Here is a 26793-nt window from a genome sequence, read left to right as displayed (position 1 = left end):
GCCCGCTACGCCCTCAAGCACCTGGACCCCAAACTCCTTGAGGCCCTCCTGGAGAGGCTTTCCCGGGAACTGGAGGCCCATCTCGCCCCGGAGTCCTCTCCGGAAGGCGAGGCGGCTTCGGACGAGGCGCCGGCACACCTGGCGGCGCTTTCCCCCCCTCTACCTCATGGACACCACGGGGCTGGCCTACCGGAGCAAGGACCGGCTTCTCCGCTTTCGTCGGGGGAAGGAGGTGCGGCGGGTGCGGGGGCACGCGCGGCTTCTGGCCCTGATGCGGTGGGATAGGGAGAGGCGGCTCTTGTGGCCCTGGGGTGGAGTGGTGGGGGAGGGCTATGCTCCGGACCCCCGGCTTGGGGGGGAGGTGCTGAGGCGGTTTCCTCCTTCCCGGGGGTGGCTTTTGGCGGATGCGGGGTTTGACGGGAAGGAGGTGTGGGGGGCTTTGGGGGAGGCGGGGGTGCGGCCGGTGATCCGGCTTCGGGGCGGGGGCGAGGCCAGGGAGGAGGCGCGGGTGCGGGCGCGGGAGGGGTGGGACCCCGAGGTGTACCGGTTTCGCGGGGTGGTGGAGGGGGTGTTTGGGGGGATGAAGACGCGGCTGGGTGGGGGATACCTTTGGGAGCGGAAGCCTTGGACGGCCATGGCGCGGGCGCTTTTGGAGCTCATCGCCTACGGCCTTAGGGTTCTTCTCTCCCTTCTCCCGCCCCCTCCGGGGTACAAGGCAATTTACTAGGCAAGCCCATGCCCCGCGGAAAGTTTATTCCTGACCTATGGGTCAGCCCCCACCCCCGCGGGAAGCGGGGGTGGGGGATACCCGGGGTCAGTATACAGCGAGGTACTGGTCCAGCTCCCACTGGTGGACCGTGACCCGGTAGTCGTCCCACTCCATCTGCTTGGCCTGGAGGAAGTGGGTGTAGACGTGCTCCCCCAGGGCCTCCTGGATCACGGGGTCCTTCTTCAGGGCCTCGAGGGCCTCCCTCAAGGTGCCCGGGAGCTCGCGGATCTTGTGCTTCCGCTTCTCGCGGACGCTCATCTGGTAGATGTTGCGCTGGATGGGCGGGGGCGGAAGGAGCTTGCGCTCAATGCCGTCCGCGCCCGCGGCGGCCATGACCGCCAGGGCCAGGTAGGGGTTGCAGGAGGGGTCGGGCATCCTGAGCTCCGCCCGGGTGCCCACGCCCCGCCGGGCCGGGATCCGGATCATGGCCGAGCGGTTGGAGGCGGACCAGGCGATGTTGGTGGGGGCCTCGTACCCCGGGGTGAGGCGCTTGTAGGAGTTCACCAGGGGGTTGGTGATGGCCACCATTCCGGCGGCGTGCTCAAGAAGCCCGGCGATGAAGTGGAGGGCGATCTGGGAGAGCTGGTACTCGGCCTTGGGGTCAAAGAAGGCGTTCTCCCCGTCCTTGAAGAGGGAGAGGTGGGTGTGCATGCCGCTCCCGTTGATGCCCCGGATGGGCTTGGGCAGGAAGGTGGCGTGGAGGCCGTGGTTCAGGGCGATGCGCTTCACCACCCACTTGAAGGTGGCGATGTTGTCGGCGGTGGTGAGGGCGTCGGCGTACTTGAAGTCAATCTCGTGTTGTCCCGGGGCCACCTCGTGGTGGCTGGCCTCAATCTCAAAGCCCATGGCCACCAGGGCGTTCACCATGTCCCGCCGGGCCTCCTCCCCCTTGTCTATGGGGGCCAGGTCAAAGTAGCCCGCCTTGTCGTGGGTCTCCACCGTGGGCAGGCCCTCGGGGGTCCTGAGGAAGAGGAAGAACTCGGGCTCGGGGCCGGCGTACATGTTGTCAAACCCGAGCCTCTTGAGCCGCTCTATCTGCCGCTTGAGGACGTAACGGGGGTCCCCCTCAAAGGGGCGGCCGTCGGGGTAGTAGACGTCGCAGATGAGCCGGGCCACCCGGCCCCGGCTCGGGTCTTCCACCTGGTCGGGGAGGATGACAAAGGTGTTGTAGTCGGGCCTCAGGAGCATGTCCGACTCTTCAATCCGGGTGAAGCCCTCAATGGAGGAGCCGTCAAACATGATCTCCCCGTCCAGGGCCTTCTCAAACTGGGACTCGGGCACCTCCACGTTCTTGACCACCCCCAGGATGTCGGTGATCTGGAGCCGCAAAAACTTGACCCCTTCCCCCTTGAGCGCCTTGAGGATTTCTGCCTTGGTGTACCCCATTTTCCGCCTCCTCTTTCCCTAAGGCCGGGTTTTGCCTGAAAAGACCCGGCAGGGTTGTGCAAAGTGTAAAGCTTTAATGTGCCACCTGTCAAGATTTGCCCGTACGCAAGTTTATGAAGAACCGGCTTGGCCTTCCCCTGACACGCCCCGGGTAGACTGGAGGCCGGAGGTGGCTATGCTGAGGCGGCGGGAGGTATTGAAAGCGGGTTTGGCCCTGGCCCCTTTGGGGCTTTTGGGGAGGGCCCAGGAGGGCTTCACCCTCACCTTGGTCCACACCAACGACACCCACGCCCACCTGGAGCCCGTGGAGCTCACCCTTTCCGGCAAGAAGACCCCGGTGGGCGGGGTGGCCCGGAGGATCGCCCTTTTTGACCGGCTCAGGGCCTCGAGGCGGAACCTCCTCTTCCTGGACGCGGGGGACGTCTTCCAGGGCACCCTCTACTTCAACCAGTACCGGGGCCTGGCGGACCGCTACTTCATGCACCGGGCCCTCTACCGGGTCATGGCCCTGGGGAACCACGAGTTTGACCTGGGCCCAGGGCCTTTGGCGGACTTCCTCAAGGGGGCGAGGTTCAAGGTGGTCTCCGCTAACGTGGACGTGAGCCAGGAGCCGAGGCTTAAGGGCCTCTTCGCCCCCTACGCCGTGGTCCAGGTGGGCGGGGAGAGGATTGGGGTCATCGGCCTCACCACCCCGGACACCAAGGAGATCGCCAACCCCGGGCCCACCGTGGCCTTCCTGGACCCCTACGAGACCGCCCAGAAGGCGGTGTACGAGCTCCTCGCCAAGGGGGTCAACAAAATCGTGGTCCTCTCCCACCTGGGCTACGCCGAGGACCTGAAGCTCGCCCGGAGGCTCGTGGGGGCCCAGGTGATCGTGGGCGGCCACTCCCACACCCTTTTGGGAAGCTTCCCCCACAAGGAGCTTTCCCCCATGGGGCCCTACCCCACGGTGGTGAAGAACCCCGAGGGGAAGGACGTCTTGGTGGTCCAGGCCTGGGAGTGGGGGAAGGTGGTGGGCCTTTTGGAGGTCACCTTCGGGGCCAAGGGGGAGCTTTTGGCCTACAAGGGGGAGGCCCTCCTCATGACCCCGGAGGCCGCCCCCGAGGACTTCTTCGCCAAGGAGGCCCTCCTCGCCTACGCCCAGCCGGTGATGGCCTTGATGCAGCAGGTGATCGCCGAGGCCAAGGTGGACCTGGTGGGGGAAAGGGCCATCGTGCGCCGCCGCGAGAGCAACCTGGGGAACCTCATCGCCGACGGGATGCTCTGGAAGACGAGGGGCGCCGGGACCCAGATCGCCCTGCAAAACGGCGGCGGCATCCGGGCCTCCATCCCCAAGGGGCCCATCACCGTAGGCAAGGTCTACGAGGTCCTGCCCTTCGGGAACACCCTGGTGGTCATGGACCTGAAGGGCAAGGAGATTTTGGCCGCCCTGGAGAACGGGGTCTCCCAGTGGGAGGGCCAGGCGGGCCGCTTCCTGCAGGTCTCTGGCCTCCGCTACGCCTTTGACCTCTCCCGCCCCGCGGGGAGCCGGGTGGTGCGGGTGGAGGTGAAGGGGGAGAAGGGGTACGTGCCCCTGGACCTCGAGGCCACCTACCGCGTGGTGGTGAACAACTTCATCGCCAACGGGGGCGACGGCTTCACCGTGCTCAAGGAGGCCCAGGGCTACCGGGTGGACACGGGCTTTAGCGACGCCGAAAGCTTCATGGACTACCTCAAGGAGCTCAAGGTGGTGGAGGCGGGCCTCGAGGGCCGGATTGAGGTCCTGAACGAGCCCAAAGGGGAAAAGCCCGCCTACTTCGCCTACCGGGTGCCGGGGCTCGTGGGGGTGTAGTGCCACCCCACGCTGGCCCAAGCCAGCATGGGGGCCCCGGCCAAAGGTCCCTAGGGAGCTTCCCTGGGTCAGTCGGGCGAAGGAAACCGGAAGAAAGGGTAGTAGCCCAAAAGGACGCCCCCCGGGGAGGCCTCCCTGGGGGGGTTTCCCTTCTTTAGCGGGCCGGGACGAGGACGAGGACCGGGTCCCCCACCCGCACGGAGCCGCCCTCGAGGACCCGGGCGTACACCCCCCGGCCCCCGTAGAGGAGCTTGGGCAGGCGGAGGTCAAACTGGGAGAGGCTCTTGCAGACGGTGCACACCTGGGAAAGCTCCAAAAGGGCCTCCCCCACCTTAAGCCTCGCCCCCGGGGGAAGGGCGTGGGGGTCCAGGTCCAGGAGGAGGTTTTCCCCTAGGGCTCCGTAGGGGAGGAGGACCCCCGCCCCTTGGGCCTTCTCGTAGGCGGGAAGCCCCGCCACCAAGACCGCCCGGTCGGGGTCTTTGCCGGCGTGCCGATCCCCCTTGGCCCCAAAGCCCGCCACGAGCTCCAAGGCCTCCACCCGCGGCTTGGGGAGGCCGGAGCCTAAGCCGAGGTGGAGGGAGAGGACCCGGTTCATTCCTTGCGGGTTTCCGGGGTGTAGTGGGCCTGCAGGTAGGCGAGGATTTTCTCGGCCACGTCGGGAGGGATGAACTTCTCGCCCCCGTAGGTTTTCAGCATCTTGTCCATGGTGGGCTTCCAGTTGGCCAAAGGAGGTTGCATGGTGATGTAGGTGACGCTATGGCAGATGGAGCAGTAGCTCATGACCAGCTCTTTGCCCTCCCCGTCGGCCAGCTCAGCGGTGTAGAGGGGGTAGGCCCCTACCTTGTAGACCGTGCCCCCTCCAGGGGTGGCTGGAGCAGGTTGCAGGATAAGCCCTAAAGGCCCCTGTGCCCAATTGCCGGCCACGACACCGGGGACCTCGGCCAGCACGCCACCGAGAAGGGTAAGCCCTGCAACAATAAGCCAGCGTTTTTTCATCTCCTGCCTCCTACTTGGCCGCCAGGACCACCACTTCCTGGCGCTCAATCTTGTTCCAGAGGTAACCGCCGGGGTTCCAGACGCCGCTGTCCGGCTGGACGTTGCCCTTTTCGTCCGTGGCCCGCACCGCCAGGACGTGCTTCCCGGGCTCCGTGGGCCGCCAGGTGTACTCAAAGGTGCGGAAGGAGTACTTGCCGTAGTCCGGCCCGAGGAGGGCGGGGCGCCAGGTCTGGCCATTGTCGGTGGAGACCTCCACCTTGACCACCTTGCCGTGGCCGCTGAAGGCGATGCCCCGGATCTTGGCGGGGAGGCCCGCCACCAGGGGGTAGGAGCCGTCCGGGTCAATGATGAAGGAGCGGACCGGCATGTTGAAGTGGCCGATGGGCACGGTTTTGACTTGGCCGGAGGCGAAGGCCTCTGGGGTGGTGGAACCGTTGGGGGTGTCCGGCACCTTGTACGCGGTGGCCATCCAGAAGTTCTTGTCGGGCTCGGTGAGGGCCCGGATCCAGGTCACGTGTTTGAGCCAGTAGGTGGCGAACTTCCCGGGCACCACCAGGCGCACGGGGAAGCCGTTCAGCATGGGGAGGGGTTCCCCGTTCATCAGGTAGGCCAGGATGGTTTCCTCTATGACCGGGTCGTCCAGGTCCAGGGACTTGATGAAGCGGCCTGAGCCCAGGTTCTCCGGCCCCTTGCCCCGGTCCAGCCCCTCAAACTGGATCTGCACCGTGCCCGGCTTCACCCCGGCGTAGTCCAGGAGGTCTTTGAGCCGCACCCCTGTCCAGAGGGCGTTGCCCATGGCCCCGTTGCCCCACTGCCCCCCCGAGACCCGGGGCTGGAAGCGGCTTCGGGAGTTGCCCGAGCACTGGTTCACCGCGGCGATGGAGACGGGCTTGAACTTGCGGATGAGGTCCTCAAAGGAAAGCTCCACGGGCCGCTCAAAGTTGCCCTCTAGCTTCAGGCGCCACTGGGAGAGGTCTATTTCGTTGGGGATCTCGTCCAGGTGGTAGCGCACGTAGAAGGCCTCATTAGGGGTGAAGGGGGTGCGGAAGTAGTGCCTCGGGGTTTCCAGCTGGACGGGCCGGTCCGTCATCCGCAGGAGGGGAAGCTTCTGCGGGTAGACGGCGTAGGGGTGGACCCCGTTCCAGTAGGGGTTGGCCTGGGGCCCGGTGAAGCTCGGCAGGGCCTCCTCCGCCTGGGCCGAGGTCTGGGCCAGGGCCGGCCTCGAGGCCAGGAGAAAACCACCCGCCCCTAAAAGCTTGAGGAGCTTCCTACGGTCAACTTTTCCCTTCATTTCGCCCTCCTCATAGGGACAAACGTACCCTACTCCTGTAGGGCCGCCTTTTTCAAGAGGGGGGTATGGTCCAGGGAACGCTTTTGCCCCCAAAGGGTCTTTGCCCGGAGCCCGGGGGTATAAAGAGGCCCCCTTCCCCCCGTAAGATAAGAAGCATGCTCAAGGGCGAAGGTTCAGGCCCCCTTCCCCCTCTCCTGCAGCAGTACGTGGAGCTCCGCGACCGCTACCCGGACTACCTCCTCCTCTTCCAGGTGGGGGACTTCTACGAGTGCTTCGGGGAGGACGCGGAAAGGCTGGCCCGCGCTCTTGGCCTCGTCCTCACCCACAAGACCAGCAAGGACTTCACCACCCCCATGGCGGGGATTCCCATAAGGGCCTTTGACGCCTACGCCGAGCGGCTTCTCAAGATGGGCTTTCGCCTGGCGGTGGCCGACCAGGTGGAGCCCGCCGAGGAGGCGGAAGGCCTGGTGCGGCGGGAGGTGACCCAGCTCCTCACCCCCGGGACCCTCACCCAAGAGGCCCTCCTCCCCCGGGAGGCCAACTACCTGGCCGCCGTGGCCACGGGCGACGGCTGGGGGGTGGCCTTTCTGGACGTCTCCACGGGGGAGTTCAAGGGGACGCTCCTTCAGGGAAAAAGCGCCCTCTACGACGAGCTTTTCCGCCACCGGCCCGCCGAGGTCCTCCTCGCCCCGGAGCTACGGGAGAACGAGGCCTTCGTGGCCGAGTTCCGGAAGCGCTTTCCCGTGATGCTCTCCGAGGCCCCCTTTGACCCGGAAGGGGAGGGGCCTTTGGCCCTGAGGCGGGCCCAGGGGGCGCTCCTCGCCTACGCCCGGGCCACCCAGGGGGGGGCCTTGAGCGTGCGGCCTTTTCGCCTCTACGACCCCGGGGCCTTCGTGCGCCTGCCCGAGGCGAGCCTGAAGGCCCTCGAGGTCTTTGAACCCTTGCGGGGCCGGGACACCCTCTTCGGCGTTCTGGACGAGACGCGCACCGCCCCCGGGCGGAGGCTCCTCCAGGCCTGGCTCCGCCACCCCCTTCTGGAAAGGGGCCCCCTGGAGGCGAGGCTTGACCGGGTGGAGCGCTTCGTGCGGGAGGGGGCCTTACGCGAGGGGGTGAGGCGCCTCCTCTTCCGCCTCTCCGACCTGGAGCGCCTGGCCACGAGGCTGGAGCTTTCCCGGGCAAGCCCGAAGGACCTCGCCGCCCTAAGGCGAAGCCTGGAGATCCTCCCTGAGCTTAAGGGCCTCCTCGGGGAGGAGGTGGGGCTTCCTGACCTCTCCGGCCTTTTGGAGGAGCTTAAGGCGGCGTTGGTGGAGGAGCCGCCCCTCAAGGTCTCCGAGGGGGGGCTCATCCGGGAGGGGTACGACCCGGACCTGGACGCCCTGCGGCGGGCCCACGCCGAGGGGGTGGCCTACTTCCTGGACCTCGAGGCCCGGGAGAAGGAGAGGACGGGCATCCCCACCCTCAAGGTGGGGTACAACGCCGTCTTCGGCTACTACCTGGAGGTGACCCGGCCCTACTATGGCCAGGTGCCCCAGGAGTACCGCCCCGTCCAGACCCTCAAGGACCGGCAGCGCTACACCCTGCCGGAGATGAAGGAAAGGGAGCGGGAGCTCTACCGCCTCGAGGCCCAGATCCGCCGCCGCGAGGAGGAGGTCTTCCTGGCGGTGCGGGAGAAGGCCAAGGGACAGGCGGAGGCCTTAAGGGAGGCGGCGAGGCTTCTCGCTGAACTTGACGTCTACGCCGCCCTCGCCGAGGTGGCGGTGCGCCACGGCTACACCAGGCCCCGCTTCGGGGAGAGGCTCCGCATAAGGGCGGGGCGCCACCCGGTGGTGGAGCGCCGCACCCCCTTCGTGCCCAACGACCTGGAGATGGCGGGGGAGCTCGTCTTGGTGACGGGGCCCAACATGGCGGGGAAGAGCACCTTCCTCCGCCAGACCGCCCTCATTGCCCTCCTCGCCCAGATCGGGAGTTTCGTGCCCGCGGAGGAGGCGGAGCTTCCCCTCTTTGACGGGATCTACACCCGGATCGGGGCCTCGGACGACCTCGCCGGAGGGAAGAGCACCTTCATGGTGGAGATGGAGGAGGTGGCCCTCATCCTCAAGGAGGCCACCCCCAATAGCCTCGTCCTCCTGGACGAGGTGGGCCGGGGCACGAGCAGCCTGGACGGGGTGGCCATCGCCACCGCCCTCGCCGAGGCCCTGCACGAGAGGCGGTGCTACACCCTCTTCGCCACCCACTACTTTGAGCTCACCGCCCTCGCCCTTCCCCGGCTCAAGAACCTGCACGTGGCCGCCAAGGAGGAGGAGGGGGGGCTCGTCTTCTACCACCAGGTCCTCCCGGGCCCCGCCTCCAAGAGCTACGGGGTGGAGGTGGCGGCCATGGCGGGCCTCCCCAAGGAGGTGGTGGACCGGGCCCGGGCCCTCCTCCAGGCCATGGCCGCAAGGCGGGAGGGGGTCTTGGAGGAGGTCTTGGAGCGCCTCCTCGCCTTGGACCCCGACCGCCTCACCCCCCTCGAGGCCCTGAGGCTCCTCCACGAGCTCAAGGCCTTGGCCCTGGGCCTTCCCCTGGGTAGCATGAAGGGGTGATCCGCCCTCTCCCTCCGGAGCTTAGGGGCCTCCTCGCCCGGGGCGAGGTGCTCCTTGCGGTGAAGGACGCCGTGCGGGAGCTTCTGGAAAACGCCCTGGACGCGGGGGCCAGGAGGGTGCGGGTGGAGCTATGGGGTGGGGGGCTTAAGAGGCTCGTGGTGGAGGACGATGGGGAGGGAATCCCCTTAGAAGACCTCCCCCTCGCCGTGGAGCCCTACGCCACGAGCAAGCTCCAAGACCTCGAGGACCTCCGCACCCTGGGCTTCCGCGGCCAGGCCCTCTACGCCCTCAGGCAGGCGGCCAGGCTCAGGATCCGCTCCCGGCCTCGAGGGCAGCTCGGCGGCGGGCTCCTCCTTGCGGAAGGGGAGCGGGTGGAGGTGCGCCCCGTCCCTGCCCCCCCGGGGACCCGGGTGGAGGTGGAGGAGCTTTTCCTCGGGGAGGGACGGGACCCCAAGGGGGAGGTCCGGGGGGTCTTGGACCTCGTGAGGCGCTACCTCCTCCACCACCCCCGCCTCGCCCTGGCCCTCTTCGTGGAGGGGGAGGCCAGGCTGCTTTTCCCGGGAGCGGGGCTTAGGGAGGCCGCCCGGCTCGCCTTCGGGCAGGTCCTCGCCGAGAGGCTCCTTCCCGTGGAGGCCCAAAGGGGGGAGATGCGTCTCCAGGGCCTCCTCTCCGGTCCCCAGGCCTCCCGCACCCGGCCCGATGGGCTCTACCTGGCGGTGAACGGGAGGCCCGTGGCCCTTCCCGAGGGGGTCCTTAAGGCGGTGCGCCGCGCCTACCGGGAGCTTCTACCGGAGGGGCACTACCCCCTGGGCGTCTTAAACCTCTCCCTTCCCCAGGGGGCCTTCCGCCTGCGCCTGGACGCAAGGAAGGAGGAGGTGGCCCTCTCCCAGGAGGCGGAGGCCTTTTTGGGGGAGGCCTTGGCCGAGGCCTTCCGGGGCCAGAACCTGGCCCGGGCCCTCCCCGAGCCCAGGCCCCTCCTCCCCTTGAGCCCTCCCACCCCCTCGGGCCTTCCCCGTCTGCGCTTCTTGGCCCAGTTCCGGGAGAGCTACCTCCTCGCCGAGGCGGGGGACACCCTCTACGTGGTGGACCAGCACGCCGCCCACGAGCGCATCCTCTACGAGGACCTCCTCAAGCGGGCCGCCGAGGGGCCGAAGCCCCTCCCCCGGCCCCTCCTCGTCTCCTTGGCCCCCGAGGAGGAGGCCCTTTTGCAGGCGGGGCAGGAGGCTTTGGCGGGGCTTTTCCGCTGGGAGCCCTTTGGCCCCGGGAGGGTGCGGCTCCTTATGGCCCCCGCCTTCCTCCACCCCTACCCTCTTCTCCTCCCCGAGGTCTTCAAGGAGGCCTTGCGTGGGGAGGGGGGAAGCCTCAAGGTAGCCCCTTCGGGGCTGACCAAGGTAGCCCCTTCGGGGCTGACCAAGGCCCTCCTCGCCCGCCTCGCCTGCCTCCCCGCCGTCAAAGCGGGCCACCCCCTGGGAGAGGCCCAGGGCCAGGCCCTCCTGGACGCCCTCCTCGCCTGCGAGATCCCCTGGGTCTGCCCCCACGGGCGGCCCGTCCTCCTCGCCCTCAAGGAGGAGGACCTCATCCGCCGCTTCGGGCGCCGCTCGGGGGCTCGGGGAGGAGGAGAAGCCCGTCCTCGTCCGCAAGAAGAAAGCTTCCCGGAAGCACCTCTACCCCGAGAACCCTAAGGGGCACGTCCACCTCCCCCTTGCCCTCCTTGGCGCTCTTTCTGGGGGTGGCGGCGAGGGCGAGGAGGCCGATGGGGACCTCCTTAAGCTCCTCCGTGTCCCGCACCGCCCCGTGGACCACCACCCCGGCCCACCCCCTTTCCCAGGCCAGGCGGGCCAGGTTGCCCCCGAGGAGGGCGGTGCGCAGGGATCCCCCCCCGTCCACGAAGAGGACCTGGCCCGCGCCCCCTTCCTCCAGGACCTTCCGCACCAGGGCGTTGTCCTCAAAGACCCTGAGGGTCCTCACCCGCCCGGCGAAGCGGGCCTTGCCGCCGAAGCTCTTGAAGACCATGGGGAGGGCCTGGCCCTCCGGGTAGAGGTCGGAGAGGTCCGTGGTGCGCGCCTCCATGGGGATATAGTAGCGGGCATGGAGGAGGCGAGGCTTCTCGTCACCTGTCCGGACCAGCCCGGCATCGTGGCCGCCGTGAGCGGCTTCCTCTACGCCCACGGGGCCAACATCACCGACCTGCAGCAGCACTCCACCGACCCCGAGGGGGGCACCTTCTTCATGCGGGTGGCCTTCACCGCCTCCCACCTGGACCTGGCCCGCCCCGCCCTGGAGAAGGCCTTCCAGGAGGTGGTGGCGAGCCGCTTCCAGATGCAGTGGCGCCTGGCCTACGCCTCCGAGAGGAAGCGGGTGGCCATCCTCGTCTCCAAGCCCGCCCACGCCCTCTTGGAGCTCCTTTGGCGCTACCGGGTGGGGGAGCTTCCCATGGACCTCCGCCTGGTCCTCTCCAACCACCCCGACCACAAGGAAGAGGTGGAGCGCTTCGGCATCCCCTACCACCACGTGCCCGTGGAGAAGGGGAGGAAGGAGGAGGCGGAGGAGAGGATCCTCGCCCTTCTGGAGGCGGAGGGGGTGGAGCTCGTGGTCCTCGCCCGCTACATGCAGGTCCTCTCGCCCTCCTTCGTGGCGCGCTTTCCCATGCGCATCCTCAACATCCACCACTCCTTCCTCCCCGCCTTCGCCGGGGCCGACCCCTACCGCCAGGCCTACGAGCGGGGGGTGAAGCTCATCGGGGCCACGGCCCACTACGTCACCGAGGAGCTGGACCAGGGGCCCATCATAGAGCAGGACGTGGTCAGGGTCTCCCACCGCCACTCGGTGCGGGAGATGAAGCGGCTCGGGCAGGAGCTGGAACGCACCGTCTTGGCCCGGGCCGTGCGCTGGCACCTCGAGGACCGGATCCTCGTCCACGAGAACCGCACCGTGGTCTTCGTCTAATCCCCGGCTAACGGGGTGGGGTTAAGGTGAGGCCAGGAGGTGGCGCATGAACCTTGGCCGTTCCTTTCTGGGTTTTTTGGTTCTTTCCGTGATGGCCGGGGGGGTGCTCTGGTGGGGGATCTCCCAGGGCCAGACCCCCCGCCCCCAGACTTCTACCCCCTCGGCGGATGGGGGCCTTTTGGAGTACGAGCGGAACACCGTGGAGATCGTGGAGCGCTACGGGGACGGGGTGGTGTACGTCTCCGTGGTCACCCGGCCGCCAAACGTTCAGCTTCCCCCGGGGTTTGAGTTCTTCGCCCCCTTCCTCCAGGCCCCTCCCCAGCAGGGGACGGGTTCCGGCTTCGTCATTGACAAGGAGGGCCACATCCTCACCAACTACCACGTGGTGGAGGGGGCGAGCCAGATCACGGTGAAGTTCCACAACGACCCCAAGGAGTACCGGGCCCGCCTGGTGGGGGCAGCTCCGCCCCTGGACGTGGCCCTCCTCAAGGTGGACGCCCCCAAGGAGCGCCTGGTGCCTTTGGTCCTGGGGGACTCCGATAGGATCCGGGTGGGGCAGAAGGCCATCGCCATGGGGAACCCCTTCGGCCTGGAGTTCACCGTGACCCAGGGGATCGTCTCCGCCATCCGGGAAAACCCCGGGGCCATCGGGGACGATTCGGGCCTGGTGCCCCAGGTGATCCAGACGGACGCCGCCATCAACCCCGGAAACTCTGGGGGGCCTCTCCTCAACTCCCGGGGCGAGGTCATCGGCATCAACACCGCCATCTTCACCCCCACGGGCCAGTTCGGGGCGGCCCAGTTCGCCGGGGTGGGGTTCGCTCTCCCCATCAACCTGGTGAAGCAGTACCTGCCCGAGCTCAGGGCGGGGAAGACCCTCACCGCCGAGGAGATCGTCCGCAATCGGCCCCGGCTTGGGGTCTCCCTGATTCCCCTCTCCCTCTACCCCGAGAGGCTCCGCCAGCAGTATAGCCTCCCTGACACCGGCCTCATGGTCCAGGAGGTGGAGCGGAATAGCCCCGCCCAGAAGGCGGGCCTCAAGCCCCCCACCCGCTTCGCCTACATCCAGCTCCCCACGGGGGAGGCCCTGCAGGTGGGGGTGGACGGGGACGTGCTCCTGGAGGCGGATGGGGTCCCCCTCGCCTCCATCGCCCAGCTCCGCCAGGTCCTCTACGCCAAAAAGCCCGGCGAGGCGGTGGCCCTCAAGGTCTGGCGCCAGGGGAAGACCCTCACCCTCAAGGTGGTCCCCCAGGTCCTCCGCTAGGGGGGCCAGAGGAGCCGCACCCTCAAGCACCCGCCCTCCGCCTGGAACCATCTCCTCCCCAGGCGGAGGGCGAGGCCCGTTTCCGAGCAGGAGGCGAGCTCCTTCCTCCTCTCCCTGGCCAAGGCGGCGTTCCAGGAGTAGGCCCCGGCGGTGTAGTAGGCCTCGGTCTCGGGATCGGTATAGGCCCGGAAGTCCTGGAAGCGGAAGAAGGGGCGGAACTCCAGGAGGACGGGCCTCCCCGTCACCGAGTTCAGGAACTCCACCCGGGCCTCCTCCCAGGGGAAGAGGGCCAGGTAGGCCCTCTGGCCTCCGCCCTCCACCTCCACCACCCGCACTAGGGAGAGGGCGAGGAGGAACCAAAGGGCCCAGCTCCTAAGGAGCCGAGCCCAGAGAGCCTTCCCCCGGGTGGCCACCTTTCCCTCCGGCATCCTCGGCCCCGCGGGGCCCCATCCCGGCGGGGGCTACTTCAGGGCCCCGATCTCCCGGAAGTAGCGGAGGGCCCCTTCGTGGTAGGGGATGGCCCCGCCCACGAAGCGCACGGCGTTTTCGGGGGCGGTGTCCTTGGCGGCGGCCACGGCGGTGCGGAGGGCCTGGAGGTTCTCAAAGGTGGCCTTGGTGAGGGCGTGGGCGGCTTCCTCGGGGAGGCTTGCCGGGCAGACGAAGAGGTTCCAGAAAGCGAGGGTGGGGGTGTCGGCGCGGGTCCCGTAGACCGCCTTGGGGATGACCCCGGGTCCGGCGAGCCCGGGGAAGCGCTTCTGGAAGGTCTGGGCCACGGTGCTCTTGGGGTCTATGGGCACCAGGTAGATCCGCTGCCCCTTGCGGGCCAAGGAGGCGGAGAGCTCGGTGACGGCCCCCGTGGGCAGGCCGCCCGACCAGAAGAAGGCGTCCAGGTTGCCCTCGGCTAAGGCGTTGGCGCTCTCCTGGGCCCCCAGGCGCTCCTGCTTGGCGAAGTCCTTGGGGGAGAGGCCCGCGGCCTGGAGGACGAGAAGGGCCTCCACCTCGGTGCCGGAGCCTGGGGCCCCGGTGGAGACCCGCTTGCCCTTCAGGTCCTGCACCACCCGGATGCCCGCGCCCTCCCGGGTGACGATGTGGAGGTAGTTGGGGTACATGGCGAAGAGGATGCGCACGCTCTTGGCCGGCTTTTCCCGGAAGCGCTCGTGGGTGCCCGTGTAGGCCAGGTAGGCCGAGTCGGGTAGGACGGTGCCGCAGTAGTAGGTGCCGCCCCCGGTGCGGTTTTCCAGGAGGAGGAGGTTGTCTATAGAGGCCGCGGTCTGGATGGCCTGGGCCTCCGCCACGCCCGCCTTGTTCCAGATCTCCGCCAGGGCGGTGCCGTAGTAGAAGTAGACCCCGCCCACCCCGCCCGTGGCGATGACCACCTTGGGCTTCTGGGCGAGGGCGGGGGCCAGGAGGGCCAGGGCCAGGAGAAGGGCTCGCTTCATGTTTACCCCCTTTTTCAGGACCACCTTAAGCCTCCCGGGTCCTTCCCGTCAACCCTCGGGCGAAGAAGGCCAGGCCCAGGAGGAAGGCGAGAAGGTTCAGAAGGAGGTGGGGGGTGAGGAGGCCAAGGCCCAAAAGCCCCAAGGCCCAGGCCTCTAAGCGGCTAAGGGGCCTCCGCGTGTACCCCACCCCGGAGGCGGAGAGGTAAACGATACCCGCGGCCACCGCCAGGACGCGCCAGAGGATGAGGGCCCAGGCCTCCCCGGGAGGGGAGTTTTCCAGCACGGGCACCACCAGGAGGGCGGTGCCCGCGTAGGTGAGGAGGAAGAAGAAGCCGATGAGGTACTTGGCCAGGGCCACTCGGGCCGCGTAGACGCCCGTCCTCAAGGGGTCAGTGCCGAAGACGCTCGCCGCCGCGTAGGCCGAGAGGGCCACGGGTGGGGTCACGTCGGCCAGGGTGGCGTAGTAGAAGAGGAACATGTGGGTGGCCAGGATGGCCGCGGACTCGGGGATCCCGTTTTGCTTGGCCAGGGCGATGATGGCGGGGGCGGTGAGGGCTGAGGTGATGACGTAGGTGGCCGTGGGCGGCACCCCCATTCCCAGGATGAGGCTGAAGACGGCGGTGAGGAGGGTAGCGAAGAGGAGGCTTTCCCCCGAGACCTGTTGTAGGAGCTGGCTGAACTTGGAGGTGAGGCCGGAAATAACCAGCATGGCGAAGATGAGGTTGGCCGCGGTCACCGCGATCCCTATGGGCAAGAGGGTGCGGAACCCCTCCTCGAGGCCCCGCAGGATGGGGGCGATCCCCTTGGGCCTTAGGGTAGGGTCCAGGTAGGCGAGGAGGACGAAGGCGAGGAGGGCCAGGCTCGCGGCGGTGCGCACCTCGTAGCCCAGGTAGAGGAGGAGGATGATGAGGAGGATGGGCAGGAAGATGCCGCTGTAGCGGAGGGCGTAGGCCAAGCGGCCCATGCCCAGCGGGGTCTCCACGGGAGGAAGCCCGGCCTTGCGGGCGTAGAACTCATTGAAGGAGAGCACCGCAGTCAGGTAGAGGAGGGCGGGGACCACGGCCATGGCCGCCACCTTGAGGTAGGGGATCTGGAGGATCTCGGCCATGATGAAGGCGATGCTCCCCAGGACGGGCGGGGTGATGAGGGCGATGGTCCCGGCGGTGGCCACGATCCCGGCGGCAATCAGGCGGTCGTAGCCCGCCCGCTCGTAGAGGGGCTTGGTCAGGGTGGCGACGAACTGGGTGTCGGCGGCCCCCGAGCCGGAGAACATACCCATGAAGATCCCCGCAAGCCCCGTGACCCGCCCCGGGGTGGCGGGGCTTTTGCCCACCAGGGCCAGGGCCAGGTTGGCCACCACCTTGCCGAGGCCAAGGGCGGCGATCATGCCGGAAAGCAGGGTGAAGTAGACCAGGTACTTGGCGGAGACCCCGGTGATGAGGCCGTAGATCCCGGCCTCCGTCTCGTTGAAGGTCTTGCCCAGGAGGAGGTCTATGCCCTGCCGCGTCCCCCTTAAGGCCCCGGGAAAGAGGTCGGCGTAAAGGTTGTAGGCGAAGAAGAGGAGGACCAAGACAGGCATCACCGGCCCCAGGAGGCGGTAGACGAGCCCCAGGACCAGCATGATGAGGCCAAAGGACATGGCCATGTCCCAGGGCTGGGGCAGCACGGCCCGGTAGACGAGCTCCTCAAAGTAGCGGAGCTGGTAGAGGGTGGGGAAGAGGGCGAGGAGGACGGCCAGCAGGTCGGCGTACCGCCTGAGGCCGGGCGCGAGGGCAGGGAGGACGGCCACGGCCCAGTAGAGGAGGCCCACAAGCTTGGCCTCCGGGGGCAGGCTCACCCCGGGGACGTTGGGGAAGAGGAAGTTGTAGAGGGGCACGAGGCTGAAGAGGAGGAAGAGCCAAGACCCCAGGGTGCGGCGGGCGGGAAGGTAAAGCGCCACGAGGTACCCGCCCACGAGGAGGAAGAGCACGTGGGTGCTCCGCTGGAGCTGGACGATGTCCAGGATGGGGATCTCCGCCTTGGCCAAGGGGGTGAAGGGGTGGAGGACGAGGTAGAGGCTGTAGAGGGCGCCCAGGAGAAGGACCCCCCGGGCCAGGCGGGCGAGGGGGGTGTCCGGCAGGGGATGGGCTTCCGGTTCGGCCATGGGAGGAAGGGTTGCTTTAGCGGATGAGCCCCCGCTCCTTCAGGTATCGCTCCGCCCCGGGGTGGAAGGGGATGGGAAGCTTGCCGTAGAGCCTGGCGGTGGCCTCGAGGCTCGTGTCCTTGGCCGCGGCCACCGCGGTGCGGAGGGCCTGGAGGTTCTCAAAGGTGGCCTTCATGAGGGCGTAGGCCGCTTCGGCGGGGAGGGTGTCGGGGCAGACTAAGATGTTGCCCGTGGCCAGGCCCGGAACGTCGGTGCGGGTGTTGTAGACGCTCTTGGGCACCTTGTAGGGCTCCACCAGGCCCGGGAAGCGCTTCTCCACCACCTGGGCCACGGTGCTTTTGGGGTCAATGGGCACCAGGTAGACCCGCTTGCCCTTTCGGGCGAGGTCCGTGGAGAGCTCCACGATGGAGCTGGTGGGCACGCCCCCTACCCAGAAGAAGGCGTCCAGGGTGCCCTCGGAAAGGGCCTTGGCCCCCTCGGCCACGGGCAGGCGCTCCCGCTTGGCGAAGGACTCGGGCTTCACCCCGGCGGCCTGGAGGACGAGGAGGGCCAGGTTCTCGGTGCTGGAGCCGGGCTGGCCGGTGGACACCCGTTTCCCCTTGAGGTCCTGGAGGACCCGGATGCCCGACCCCTCGGCGGTCACGATGTGGATAAAGGAGGGGTACATGTAGAAGAGCACCCGCTGGTTCTTGGCCGGGCGTTCTTTGAAGCGGGGCTCTTCCCCAGTGTAGGCCACGTAGGCGGAGTCCGTTGTGGTGAGGGCGCAGTAGTAGGTGTTCGCCTGGGGATTGGTGCGGTCGCGGAGGAGCTGGAGGTTGTCGTAGGAGCCTCCGGTCTGCACCGGCTGAGCCTCCACCGCGCCCGCCTTGTTGAGGATGTCCGCCAGGGCGGTGCCGTAGTAGAAGAACACGCCTCCGGTGCTGCCCGTGCCGATGACCACCTTGGGCTTCTGGGCGAGGGCTGGGGCCAGGAGCAGCAGGGCCAAGAGGATAAGGCTTCGCTTCATGCTCACCTCCCGCATACGTTTGCGCCCCTAACCTACCCCGGCCCCGGGCCCCTGTCAAGGGAGGAAAGGCCCAGAAGCCTCGCCTGAAAGGCCCTGAGGAGATCGGTCTTGCTGAGGACGCCCACCAGCCGCCCTTCCTCCAGAACGAGGGCTCTGGTGTACCCCCGCTCGGCCATGCGCTCCAGGGCGCTTAGGGCCGTGTCCTCGGGGGAGAGGAAGAGGGGAGGCTGGAGGTAGCGCGCTATGGGGGCCCTGGGGTCGGCCCCTTCCAGCCCCTCCAGCCCCACCACGCCCAAGACCCGCCCCTCTTCCACCACGGGGAAGCCGGAGACCTTGTGGAGGAGGGAGCGCTCCAGGAGCTCGGCCACGGTGAGGCTTGGGGGGAGGGCGATGGGGTCTTGGGTCATCAGGTCCTTCACCTTCAGGCCCTCCAGGGCCTGGGCCAGGAGGGTGGCCTCGGCGTCGGCCCTCGAGGCCATGTACACGAAGAAGGCCATGAGGACCAGGAAGGGGTTCATGACCAAAAGCCCGAAAAGCCCCAGGGCCAAGGCCACCGCCTGGCTCAAGGCCAGGGCCTGCCTTGTAGCTTGGAGGTGGGGCTTCCTCAGGGCGAGGAGGGCCCGGAAGACCCGGCCCCCGTCCAGGGGCAGGGCGGGGAGGAGGTTGAAAAGCCCCAGGGTGAGGTTGACCAGGGCCAGGTAGTGGGTAAGGAACCCTGCCGCCCCCGCCTCCTGGCGCAGGAGCCAGAAGAGGAGGGCGAGGGCGAAGCTCACCAGGGGCCCCGCCACCGCCACCCAAAGCTCCTTCAGGGGTTCTTTGGGGATCCGCTCCAGCTGGGCCACCCCGCCCAGAAGCCAAAGGGTGATGCGCCGCGTGGCGATGCCGTAGCGGCGGGCGGCGAGGGCGTGGCCGAGCTCGTGAAGGAGCACGGAGAGGAAAAGCCCCGTGGCCGCCAGGAGGCCGAGGAGGAAGGGCCAGGGCCCAGAGAGTTCTTCTTGGGGAAGGCCGAAGAGCTTCAGGTAAAGGGGTAGGTTGCTGGCGATGAGCAGGGCCAAAAGGGGAAGGACCACCAGGAAAGAGAAGTCCAGGTAGATGGGGATGCCCAGGAGGCGAAAGAGGTAAAGCCCGCGCTGGAGCATGCCTCAGTATAGGCCGGGGCGGGGCTTTCCCGGCTGACTGGGCGGTCAGTCGTAGGATAGGAGGGTGCTGGCCCTGGCCCTCCTCCAAGACCCCCGCTACCGGGCCTACTGGATGGCCCTTTTCGTCTCCCAGCTTGGCACCTGGATGCAGTCCGCGGCCCAGGGGTGGCTCGTGCTCCTCCTCACGGGAAGCGCCGAGCGGCTTGGCCTGGTGGTGGCCTTGCAGTTCCTGCCCTCCCTCCTCTTTTCCCTGCCCGCGGGGGTCCTGGCGGACCGCTACCCCAAGCGGAACCTCCTCCTCTTCACCCAAGGAGGGATGATGGGCCTGGCCCTCCTCATGGCCTTCCTCATCCTCATGGGGTGGGTGCGCTACGGGCACGTCCTCCTCTTCGCCTTCCTCTACGGGGCCTTAAACGCCATGGACCAGCCCGTGCGCCAGAGCTTCACCGTGGAGCTTGCGGGGAGGGACCGCTACCCGGGGGCCATTGCCCTGAACTCCTTCGGCTTCAACCTAAGCCGCCTCCTGGGGCCGGCCCTCGCGGGCCTTCTCATCGCCTTCCTGGGGGTGGGGGTGGCCTATTTGGCCAACGCCCTCTCCTTCCTGCCCCTCCTCCTCGTCCTCCTGCGCCTTCCCCCTGGGCCTGCGGGGGAGGAGGGGGATGGCCGGCTTTTGCGGGAGGCCCTGGAGGGGGTGCGCTTCGTCCTGGAGCACCCCCTGGTGCGTCGGGTGGTGGGCCTGGTCCTCTTCGCCAGCCTCCTGGGCATGAACTTCCAGACCCTGGTGCCCGCCTACGCCCGGCTCGTCCTCGGGCTTTCCGCCACGGGCTACGGCTTTTTGGTCTCCAGCGTGGGGCTTGGGGCCCTGGGGGCGGCCTTGGTCATGGCCTTCACCGGGAGGCCGAGGCTCGGGCGGCTCCTCCTGGGCGTCTTCGCCCTGGCCTTCGCCCACCTGGGCCTCTTTTTGCCCTACCCCTCCCTGGTGCCCCTCTTTTTGGCCCTCGGGGGGTTTGGCATGATCTCCGTCCTCATCAACGCCAACACCCTGGTGCAGCTTTCCGTGCCCGACCGGCTTCGGGGCCGGGTCATGGCGGTTTACAGCCTGGTGATGCTGGGCACGGGGCCCCTGGGGGCCTACCTCACGGGGCTTCTCTTTGAGCTCTTGGGGGGGCGGCCCGCCGCCTTGGCCCTGGGGGGGATGGTCCTTCTGGTGGGCCTCTACCAGCTCCGCCCCTTCCCTAGGGGGCCCAGTCCTCGGGCCTAGGCCCAAGGCCCAACCGCCAGGCCACGCCCCTCGCCACCCTGAGCCCCGCCTTCCCGTCCCCGTAGGGGTTCTTGGCCTGCCGCATGCGGGAAAGCTCCTCCGGGTCTTCCAAAAGCCCCTTCACCACGCGGTAGACCCCCTCGGGGTCGGTGCCCGCGAGCTTGAGGATCCCGGCCTTAAGCCCTTCGGGCCTCTCCGTGACGTTCCTCAGGACCACCACGGGCACCCCTAGGGCCGCCCCCTCTTCCTGAAGCCCCCCGGAGTCGGTGACGAGGAGGAGGCTCGCCCTCATGAGGGCGGCCATGGAGCCGTACTCCAGGGGGTCCAGGAGCACGAAGTTCCTCACCCCCTTGAGCACCGGGAAGACCGCCTCCCGCACCACGGGGTTCAGGTGCACCGGGTAGACGAAGGTGAGGTGGGGAAAGGCCTCGGCCACCCTTTTGAGGGCCTGGGCGAGCTGGGGGAGGAGGGGCCAGTTCTCCCGGCGGTGCATGGTCACGGTCACGTAGGGCCCCTCGGGAAGCCCCTCGGGAAGCCGCCCGAGCTCGGCGGCCAGGAGCACGGCGTCCACCCCGGTCTGGCCCGTGACCAGGATCCCCTCCTCCCGCTTCCCCTCCTTGAGGAGGTTCGCCTTGGCGAGGGGGGTGGGGGCGAAGTCCAGGTCGGTGAGGACGTCGGTGAGGCGGCGGTTCGCCTCCTCGGGGAAGGGCTCCTTGAGGTTGCCGCTCCTTAGGCCCGCCTCCACGTGGCCCACGGGGATCCCCTCCAAAAAGGCCGCCCAGGCCACGGCGAAGGTGGTGAGGGTGTCCCCGTGGACGAGGACGTAGTCCGCCCCCATCTCCTTGAGGGCCCGGGCCGCCTGGGGGAGGATGCGGGCGGCGAGGTCGGGGAGGGCCTGGCGCTCTTGCATCACGTCCAGGTTTTGGTCCTCCTGGATCCCGAAGAGGCCTAGGGCCTGCCGCAGTTGCTCCCGGTGCTGGCCCGTGAGGAGGACAAGGGGCCTTAGGCCTGGGACCCCCTTGAGGGCCAGGTACACGGGGGCCATCTTGGTGGCCTCGGGCCGGGTGCCGAAGGCGAGGACCACCCGCTTCATTCCCCCCTCCACAGCGCCCTAAGCCTCCGGTAGGTGACCCAGGCGAGGCCCAGGGAGGTGGCGAGAAAACTCGCCAGGATGGCCTCCCAGGGCATCCTCAGGTAGGCCATGCCCAGCAGGTTAAAAAGGAGGGCCGCCCCCCAGAGGAGGAAGGCCACCCGTCTCTGGGAAAGGCCCCGGGCCAGGAGGCGGTGGTGGAGGTGGTCCTTGCCGGGGGTGGAAAGGGGGTTCTGGCCCTTCAGGAGCCGTTTCAGGACCACCTGGGTGGTGTCCAGGATGGGGAGGAGAAGGAAGAGCGCCGGGGGCAAGAGGCCCAAAAAGGTGGTGAGCTTGAGGTTGCCGAGGAGGGCGGTGGCCGCCAGGGTGTAGCCCAGGAAGTAGGCCCCGGCGTCCCCCAGGATGATGCGGCTCGGGTGGAGGTTGTGGCGGAGGAAGCCCAAAGCCGCCCCCGCCAGGGCGGAAAGCACCAGGGTTCCCGCCGCCCAGAAGGGGAACTGGGCGGAGACGAAGAGGAGGCTCATGGCGCTGATGTAGGCGATGCCCCCGGCGAGGCCGTCTAAGCCATCCATGAGGTTCAGGGCGTTGGTGAGGCCCACGACCCAAAGCCAGGTGAGGAAGAGGCCCAAGGCGGGGTCCAAGGGGGTGCCGAAGGCCGCCTCAAACCGCACCCCCACGGCCACGAGGAGGAGGGCGGCGAGGGTTTGGACGAAGAGGCGGAAGAGGGGGGGAAGGCCGAACTGGTCGTCAATGAAGCCCACGAGCACGAGCCATGCCCCCCCCAGGAGGATGGCGAGGACCTGGATGAGGACCTGCTCCACCAGGATGGGCCGGAGGAAGGCCGCCGCCACCAGGGCGAGCACCACCCCGGCGTAGACGGCGAGCCCCCCGGCGTTGGGGAGGGGCTCCCGGTTGAGCCGCCTTTCGTTAGGCAGGTCGGCCCAGCCCGCCTTCAGGGCGAAGCGGCGCACGTGGGGCAGAAAGCGCCAGGTGAAGAGGAGGGCCAGGAGGAAGACGAAGACCACGGTGAGCCAGCCCGGCCCCGTGGGGTCGGCGATGCCCAGGCGGTTTAAAAAGGCGCTCATTTCGTGCCGTAGATGCGGTCGCCCGCGTCCCCCAGCCCGGGGACGATGTAGCCGTGCTCGTTCAGGCGCTCGTCTATGGCCGCCACCACGACCTCCGTTTCGGGGTGGTCCTGGGCGATGCGCTCTAGGCCCTCGGGGGCGGCGAGGATGGCCATGAGCTTAATCCCCGTGGCCCCCTGCTCCTTGAGGAGGGAGAGGGCGTGGCTTGCGCTTCCTCCCGTGGCGAGCATGGGGTCCAGGAGGAAGACCCGCCTTTCGGCGATGTCCGGGGGGAGCTTGGCGTAGTACTGCACGGGCTTTAAGGACTCGGGGTCCCGGTAGAGGCCGATGTGCCCCACCCGGGCGTGGGGGACAAGTTTCAAAATCCCCTCCACCATCACGAGCCCCGCCCGCAGGATGGCCACCAGGGCGAGCTTCTTGCCGGAGAGCACCTTGACCCGGGCGGGGGCGATGGGGGTTTCCACGGTGGTCTCGGTGAGCTCCAGGTCCCGCATGGCCTCGTAGGCCATGAGCATGGCGATCTCCTCGGCGAGTTCCCGGAAGTCCTTGGGGCCTGTGCGCTTGTCCCGGAGGTGGGCCAGCTTGTGCTGGACCAGGGGGTGGTCCACCAGGGTGATCCTCATCGGCAAGAGCCTACCACGCCCCCCTTCGGGGGAAGAAGTCCCGGAAGAAGGCGAGGGCCTTGGGGAGCTTTTCCTCCAGGGCCTGGGGGAAGCCTTGGGGCTCCTTGGTGCGGAACCAGTGGAGGTCGTGGAGGTAGGTGAGGGGGACGTAGAAGGCGAGGCGCTCCCGGACCTCCTTGGGGTAAAGGCGGGCCATGTGCAAAAGGGCCTGCCGGGCGGCCTCCTCCCCCAAGAGGTCTAAGCTTCCCGTCTTCAGGAGGGCGAGGTCCCGCGCCGGGTCGTCCCCTCCTGAGCGTACCCAGTCCACCAGAAGCACCTCGGGGCCCTCCTCTTTCGGGGTTTTCAGGAGGAGGTTTCCCGCCCAGGCGTCCCGGTGGCAGAAGCGCCGGTCTACTCCGGCGGCCAGTTCCACCTCTCCCTTTAGGGCCCGGATGAGCTCCAAGGCCTCGGGCGTTTCCCAAAGGCTTTCGGAAAAGGTTTCCAGCCGGGCGAGAAGCTCCTCTTTGGAGACGTATCCGGGTTCCGGCAGGCGGTGGAGGGAGAGGAAGAGGTGGGAGAGGGCGGCGAGGGTCTTGGGGGTGAAGGCCCCGGGGGCAAAGGGCCTCCCGGGGAAGCGGCGGGTGATGAGGACCCCTTGGCCCTCCACCTCCGCCACCCCGAGGACGAAGCTTCCCAGGCCCGCCCGGGCCATGCGGCGGGCCTCGAGGGCCGCCAGGTGGGCCTCCTCCTTGCGGTAGACCTTGTAGACCCGCTCCCCGTCGGTGTAGACCCGGGCCTCAAACCCGCCCAGGGGGGTGAGGCGCCTTAGGCCTTCGGGAGGGAGGAGGGCCTTGAGGGCGGCCACGGCCACGGGGCTTATTCTAGCCCTGTGGAGCTTCTGCGCCTCGAGGCCACGGTCCTCTCCCTGGGGAGCCGGGTCCTCTCCTTTGACCGGGAGGGCCGCCCCTACCACTACTTCCGCGAGGGGAAGACCTACAAGCGCGCCCTGGACGGAAGCCTCCACCTCCGCTACCGGGAAGGGGAGAGGAGGCGAAGGAGACTTCCCCCAGAGGAGGCCCTTGGGGTCTACCGGGAGGTCCTGGACCTGGCCGAGGCCCACCTGCGGGACGAAGGGCGGCGGGAGGAGGTGCTCCGCTGGACCCCGGAAGCCCTCCTGGACCCCACGCCCTACCGCAGGGCCTACGCCTGGCCCGTAAGCATCCTTCCCCCCGACGCCTACCTCGCCGTGGTCCTCCAGGCCACCACCGGGTGCACCTGGAACCGTTGCGCCTTCTGTAGCTTCTACCAGGACCGCCCCTTCCAAAAGCGAACCCCCGAGGCCTTCCGGGAGCACATCGGGGCCGTATTGGCCCTTTTGGGGCGAGGCAGGCTTCTTCGGCGCGGGGTCTTCCTCGGGGACGGGAACGCCCTCGCCCTCTCCGAGCCCCTCCTTCCCCTCCTGGAGCTCGTGCGGGCCCACTTCCCCGGGGAGCCCGTGATGGGGTTTTTGGACCTCTTCACCGGCCTCAAGAAGGCCCCTTCCTGGTGGGAAAGGCTTGGGGCCTTGGGCCTGAAGCGGGTCTACCTCGGCCTGGAGACGGGGCACGCCCCCCTCCTCGCCCTCCTCCGGAAGCCCGGCCACCCCAAGGAGGTCCTGCCCCTGGTCCGGGCGTTGAAGGCGGCGGGGCTTTCCCTGGGGGTGATCCTCATGGTGGGGGCGGGGGGGAAGGCCTTCGCCGAGGCCCACTTCCGGGAAAGCCTCGCCCTCCTCGCCGAGCTTCCTTTGGGGAGAGAGGACGTGGTCTACCTCTCCCCCTTCCGGGAAGACCCCAGCACCCCGTACGCCGCCCTCGGCCTGGAGCCCTTGGAGGACCTCGAGGGCGAACTGAGGGCCTGGGCGCGGGCCCTTAGGGCCATGGGCCTGAAGGCCAGCCGGTACGAGATCCGGGAGTTCCTGTACTAGCGGGGTATACTCAGGCCATGGGCGCGTCCCACGAGCGCGAACTCTACGAGGCCTGGGTGGAGCTCCTCTCCTGGATGCGGGAGTACGCCCGGGAGAAGGGCGTGCGCTTTGAGAAGGAGGCGGACTTCCCCGACTTCATCTATCGCATGGAGCGGCCCTACGACCTCCCCACCACCATCATGACCGCCTCCCTCTCCGACGGGCTTGGGGAACCTTTCCTCCTCGCCGACGTTTCCCCGAGGCACGCCAAGCTGAAGCGCATCGGCCTCCGCCTTCCCCGGGCCCACATCCACCTCCACGCCCACTACGAGCCGGGAAAGGGCCTGGTCACGGGGAAAATCCCCCTCACCAAGGAGCGCTTCTTCGCCCTGGCCGACCGGGCGCGGGAAGCCCTGGCCTTCGCCTAGACGCTCCCCTGGCCCGGGGCCAGGGGCTCAAGGGCCTCCCAAAGCTCCAGGACCACCCGGTGGAGGAGGGGAAAGGCCTTCGGGGTGGGAAGGAGCCTTTTCCCCCGGACCTGGAGGAGGCCTTCTTGGGCGAGCTCCATCGCCCTCCCTTGGAGGAGGGGGAAGAGGGTGAGCCCCGTCCTCTTCTCCACGGCCCCCACCTCCACCCCTTCCCGGAGCCTCAGGCCCAGCATGAGGCTTTCCTTGGCGTGCTCCAGGGGGGAGATGGCCTCTTCCTCCGGGGCTTCCCCCAAAAGCCAGCGGGGAAGGGGCGGGGCCGTGCGCCTCAGGGCGTAGGCTTGGCCTTCCCCGGGGTACTGCCCCGTGGCCCTGGGGCCCAGGGCGAGCCAGAAGCCCGCCCGCCAGTAGACGAGGTTGTGCCGGGCCTCTTCCCCTTCCCTGGCGAAGTTGGAGACCTCGTAGCGCAAAAGCCCCGCCTCTCCCAGCACCTCCTCCGCCCGCTCCATGGCCCAGGCCTCCCGCTCGGGGTCCTCCCTTAGGCCCAGGAGGGCGAAGGGGGTGCCCTTCTCCACCTGGAGGGTGTAGGCGGAGACGTGCCCCACCCCGAGGCGGGCCGCCTCCTTCAGGTCGGCTTCCACGTCCTGCATGGGAAGGCCCAGGATGAGGTCTATGGAGACGCGAAAGCCCCCTTCCAAGGCCATCTCCACCGCCTTTAGCGCCCCCTTCCTCCCGTGGGCCCGCCCTAGGAACTTGAGGACCCCCTCCTGGAAGCTTTGCACCCCCAGGGAGAGGCGGTTCACCCCGAGGTCCTGGAGGAGCCGGAGGCGGCCAGGGGAGAGGGTCCCGGGGTTGGCCTCGAGGGTCACCTCGGCCCCTTTGGCGAGGGCCCAGGGAAGGCTTTGGAAGAGGGCCACGAGCTCCCGGTCCCTTAGGTAGCTCGGCGTTCCCCCGCCCAGGTAGAGGGTGCGTAGGGGCTTGGGAAAGCGCTCGTGGAGGGCTTGGGCCTCCTCGGCCAGGCGCCTTAGGTAGGCCTCCACCCACCCCGGCCCCCGCCGGACCACGTGGAAGTCGCAGTAGGGGCAGAGGGTGGGGCAGAAGGGGACGTGGACGTAGAGGCTAGCCACGGCCGCTTTTTAAGACCTCCTCCACCCAGGCCCGGGGATCCGTGGCTTCATACCACCCAATGCTGGCTTGCGCCAGCATGGGGGCCCCGGCAAAAGGCTCCTAGGGGGCTTCCCCGGGTCAGCCAAGCGAAGGAAACAGGGAGAAGGGGTATCATACCCTTTTATGCTAATTCCTTCGTCCTAGGCCACCAGTGGAACAGGGTGTGCCGCCTGAGGGTCTCGGGGTCCTGGGCAAGGACCCGGCACCGCTCAGCCACCGCCTCCATCATCTCCTCAAGGTCCCGGAAGTACCGGTTGGCCACCGCCTCGTTCACCAAGGGCCACACCCGCTCCACCGGCTGCAGCTCCGGGCTGTAGGGCGGCAGGAAGACCAGCCGCACCCCCTCCGGCACCTCCACCCGCCCCGACACGTGCCACCCCGCCCGGTCCAAGACCACCCACGCCTCCTCCCCCTCCCCAAGCCAGGCCC

General features: G+C 68.4%; 25 protein-coding genes. 9 read left to right on the top strand and 16 right to left on the bottom strand.

All coding sequences use genetic code 11. The annotated features are described in order from the left end of the window. The first annotated feature begins 37 nt into the window (after window positions 1–37). Window positions 38–727, top strand: a complete 690-nt coding sequence (locus BLP62_RS10470; RefSeq protein WP_093008304.1) for an IS5-like element ISTth7 family transposase — start codon at window positions 38–40, stop codon at window positions 725–727. Window positions 728–814: 87 nt separating this feature from the next. Here the strand turns inward: BLP62_RS10470 and glnA are convergent, their stop codons facing one another. Continuing rightward, window positions 815–2155 carry a type I glutamate--ammonia ligase gene (gene glnA, locus BLP62_RS10465; RefSeq protein WP_093008303.1) on the bottom strand — a complete coding sequence of 447 codons (1341 nt, stop codon included), beginning with the start codon at window positions 2153–2155 and terminating at the stop codon, window positions 815–817. Window positions 2156–2333: 178 nt separating this feature from the next. Between glnA and BLP62_RS10460 the strand changes: the two genes are divergently transcribed. Further along, window positions 2334–3986, top strand: a complete 1653-nt coding sequence (locus BLP62_RS10460; protein WP_093008308.1) for a bifunctional metallophosphatase/5'-nucleotidase — start codon at window positions 2334–2336, stop codon at window positions 3984–3986. Window positions 3987–4140: 154 nt separating this feature from the next. On the opposite strand, the gene BLP62_RS10455 is transcribed toward BLP62_RS10460, so the two are convergent. The 3 genes from BLP62_RS10455 to BLP62_RS10445 are packed head-to-tail and all read right to left on the bottom strand — an operon-like array spanning window position 4141 to window position 6273. Next, on the bottom strand, window positions 4141–4581 hold the full coding sequence (locus BLP62_RS10455) for an MOSC domain-containing protein (RefSeq protein ID WP_093008302.1): 441 nt from the start codon (window positions 4579–4581) through the stop codon (window positions 4141–4143). Continuing rightward, on the bottom strand, window positions 4578–4982 hold the full coding sequence (locus tag BLP62_RS10450) for a sulfide dehydrogenase (RefSeq protein WP_093008301.1): 405 nt from the start codon (window positions 4980–4982) through the stop codon (window positions 4578–4580). Before BLP62_RS10450 ends, BLP62_RS10455 begins: the two co-directional genes overlap by 4 nt. A gap of 10 nt (window positions 4983–4992) precedes the next feature. Continuing rightward, entirely contained in the window at window positions 4993–6273 is a 1281-nt protein-coding gene (locus tag BLP62_RS10445) for a molybdopterin-dependent oxidoreductase (RefSeq protein WP_093008300.1), read from the bottom strand. A 155-nt stretch (window positions 6274–6428) separates the two neighbouring features. On the opposite strand from BLP62_RS10445, the gene mutS reads away from it, so the two are divergent. Continuing rightward, the gene (mutS, locus tag BLP62_RS10440; RefSeq protein WP_093008299.1) at window positions 6429–8855 is read left to right on the top strand and encodes a DNA mismatch repair protein MutS; all 2427 of its coding nucleotides are present in this window, start codon (window positions 6429–6431) and stop codon (window positions 8853–8855) included. Next, complete coding sequence (mutL, locus tag BLP62_RS10435) at window positions 8852–10537, top strand: DNA mismatch repair endonuclease MutL (protein ID WP_093008298.1); 1686 nt, start codon at window positions 8852–8854, stop codon at window positions 10535–10537. Before mutS ends, mutL begins: the two co-directional genes overlap by 4 nt. On the opposite strand, the gene rraA is transcribed toward mutL, so the two are convergent. Continuing rightward, window positions 10431–10925, bottom strand: coding sequence for a ribonuclease E activity regulator RraA (rraA, locus tag BLP62_RS10430; protein WP_093008297.1), 495 nt, complete (start codon window positions 10923–10925; stop codon window positions 10431–10433). The two genes, mutL and rraA, sit on opposite strands and share 107 nt — an antisense overlap. A gap of 18 nt (window positions 10926–10943) precedes the next feature. Here rraA and purU point away from each other — a divergent pair, with 18 nt between their 5' ends. Together purU and BLP62_RS10420 are read left to right on the top strand one after the other, a co-directional pair. Further along, complete coding sequence (gene purU / locus BLP62_RS10425) at window positions 10944–11801, top strand: formyltetrahydrofolate deformylase (protein ID WP_093008296.1); 858 nt, start codon at window positions 10944–10946, stop codon at window positions 11799–11801. 46 nt (window positions 11802–11847) lie between these two features. Then, window positions 11848–13065: a S1C family serine protease gene (locus tag BLP62_RS10420; protein ID WP_093008295.1), complete on the top strand. Its 1218-nt coding sequence runs from the start codon at window positions 11848–11850 to the stop codon at window positions 13063–13065. Here BLP62_RS10420 and BLP62_RS10415 read toward each other — a convergent pair. The 5 genes from BLP62_RS10415 to BLP62_RS10395 are packed head-to-tail and all read right to left on the bottom strand — an operon-like array spanning window position 13062 to window position 18792. Next, window positions 13062–13493, bottom strand: coding sequence for a hypothetical protein (locus BLP62_RS10415; RefSeq protein ID WP_241374258.1), 432 nt, complete (start codon window positions 13491–13493; stop codon window positions 13062–13064). The genes BLP62_RS10420 and BLP62_RS10415 overlap by 4 nt on opposite strands. Window positions 13494–13526: 33 nt before the next feature. Then, window positions 13527–14504, bottom strand: a complete 978-nt coding sequence (locus tag BLP62_RS10410) for a TAXI family TRAP transporter solute-binding subunit (RefSeq protein ID WP_093008306.1) — start codon at window positions 14502–14504, stop codon at window positions 13527–13529. A 25-nt stretch (window positions 14505–14529) separates the two neighbouring features. Continuing rightward, on the bottom strand, window positions 14530–16647 hold the full coding sequence (locus BLP62_RS10405) for a TRAP transporter permease (protein ID WP_093008294.1): 2118 nt from the start codon (window positions 16645–16647) through the stop codon (window positions 14530–14532). A 16-nt stretch (window positions 16648–16663) separates the two neighbouring features. Continuing rightward, a complete protein-coding gene (locus BLP62_RS10400; protein ID WP_093008305.1) occupies window positions 16664–17653 on the bottom strand; it encodes a TAXI family TRAP transporter solute-binding subunit in 990 nt (329 codons plus the stop codon). A 32-nt stretch (window positions 17654–17685) separates the two neighbouring features. Beyond that, window positions 17686–18792 carry a site-2 protease family protein gene (locus BLP62_RS10395; RefSeq protein WP_093008293.1) on the bottom strand — a complete coding sequence of 369 codons (1107 nt, stop codon included), beginning with the start codon at window positions 18790–18792 and terminating at the stop codon, window positions 17686–17688. A 64-nt stretch (window positions 18793–18856) separates the two neighbouring features. On the opposite strand from BLP62_RS10395, the gene BLP62_RS10390 reads away from it, so the two are divergent. Then, the gene (locus tag BLP62_RS10390) at window positions 18857–20053 is read left to right on the top strand and encodes an MFS transporter (RefSeq protein ID WP_093008292.1); all 1197 of its coding nucleotides are present in this window, start codon (window positions 18857–18859) and stop codon (window positions 20051–20053) included. On the opposite strand, the gene wecB is transcribed toward BLP62_RS10390, so the two are convergent. From wecB to BLP62_RS10370, 4 genes are read right to left on the bottom strand one after another with little or no spacing between them, the layout of a single operon-like run. After that, entirely contained in the window at window positions 20028–21146 is a 1119-nt protein-coding gene (gene wecB / locus BLP62_RS10385; RefSeq protein ID WP_093008291.1) for a non-hydrolyzing UDP-N-acetylglucosamine 2-epimerase, read from the bottom strand. The genes BLP62_RS10390 and wecB overlap by 26 nt on opposite strands. Next, window positions 21143–22228: an MraY family glycosyltransferase gene (locus BLP62_RS10380; RefSeq protein ID WP_093008290.1), complete on the bottom strand. Its 1086-nt coding sequence runs from the start codon at window positions 22226–22228 to the stop codon at window positions 21143–21145. Before BLP62_RS10380 ends, wecB begins: the two co-directional genes overlap by 4 nt. Next, window positions 22225–22851: a uracil phosphoribosyltransferase gene (gene upp, locus BLP62_RS10375; protein ID WP_093008289.1), complete on the bottom strand. Its 627-nt coding sequence runs from the start codon at window positions 22849–22851 to the stop codon at window positions 22225–22227. The genes BLP62_RS10380 and upp overlap by 4 nt, the downstream gene beginning before the upstream one ends. A 10-nt stretch (window positions 22852–22861) precedes the next feature. Further along, window positions 22862–23701, bottom strand: coding sequence for a phosphotransferase (locus BLP62_RS10370; RefSeq protein WP_093008288.1), 840 nt, complete (start codon window positions 23699–23701; stop codon window positions 22862–22864). An 18-nt stretch (window positions 23702–23719) separates the two neighbouring features. On the opposite strand from BLP62_RS10370, the gene BLP62_RS10365 reads away from it, so the two are divergent. Continuing rightward, window positions 23720–24793 carry a radical SAM protein gene (locus tag BLP62_RS10365; RefSeq protein ID WP_093008287.1) on the top strand — a complete coding sequence of 358 codons (1074 nt, stop codon included), beginning with the start codon at window positions 23720–23722 and terminating at the stop codon, window positions 24791–24793. A gap of 17 nt (window positions 24794–24810) precedes the next feature. After that, window positions 24811–25200, top strand: coding sequence for an NADH-quinone oxidoreductase subunit 15 (locus BLP62_RS10360; protein ID WP_093008286.1), 390 nt, complete (start codon window positions 24811–24813; stop codon window positions 25198–25200). Here the strand turns inward: BLP62_RS10360 and hemW are convergent. After that, window positions 25197–26324, bottom strand: a complete 1128-nt coding sequence (gene hemW / locus BLP62_RS10355; RefSeq protein WP_093008285.1) for a radical SAM family heme chaperone HemW — start codon at window positions 26322–26324, stop codon at window positions 25197–25199. The genes BLP62_RS10360 and hemW overlap by 4 nt on opposite strands. 161 nt (window positions 26325–26485) lie before the next feature. Beyond that, window positions 26486–26793: transposase (locus tag BLP62_RS10350; RefSeq protein ID WP_176758200.1), on the bottom strand; the 308-nt coding region annotated here is incomplete at its 5' end.

Origin of the sequence: Thermus arciformis, from assembly GCF_900102145.1 — a bacterium.
Classification (GTDB): domain Bacteria; phylum Deinococcota; class Deinococci; order Deinococcales; family Thermaceae; genus Thermus; species Thermus arciformis.
Note: the sequence above shows the minus strand (reverse complement) of the source record. Positions and strands in the feature narration are given on the sequence as shown.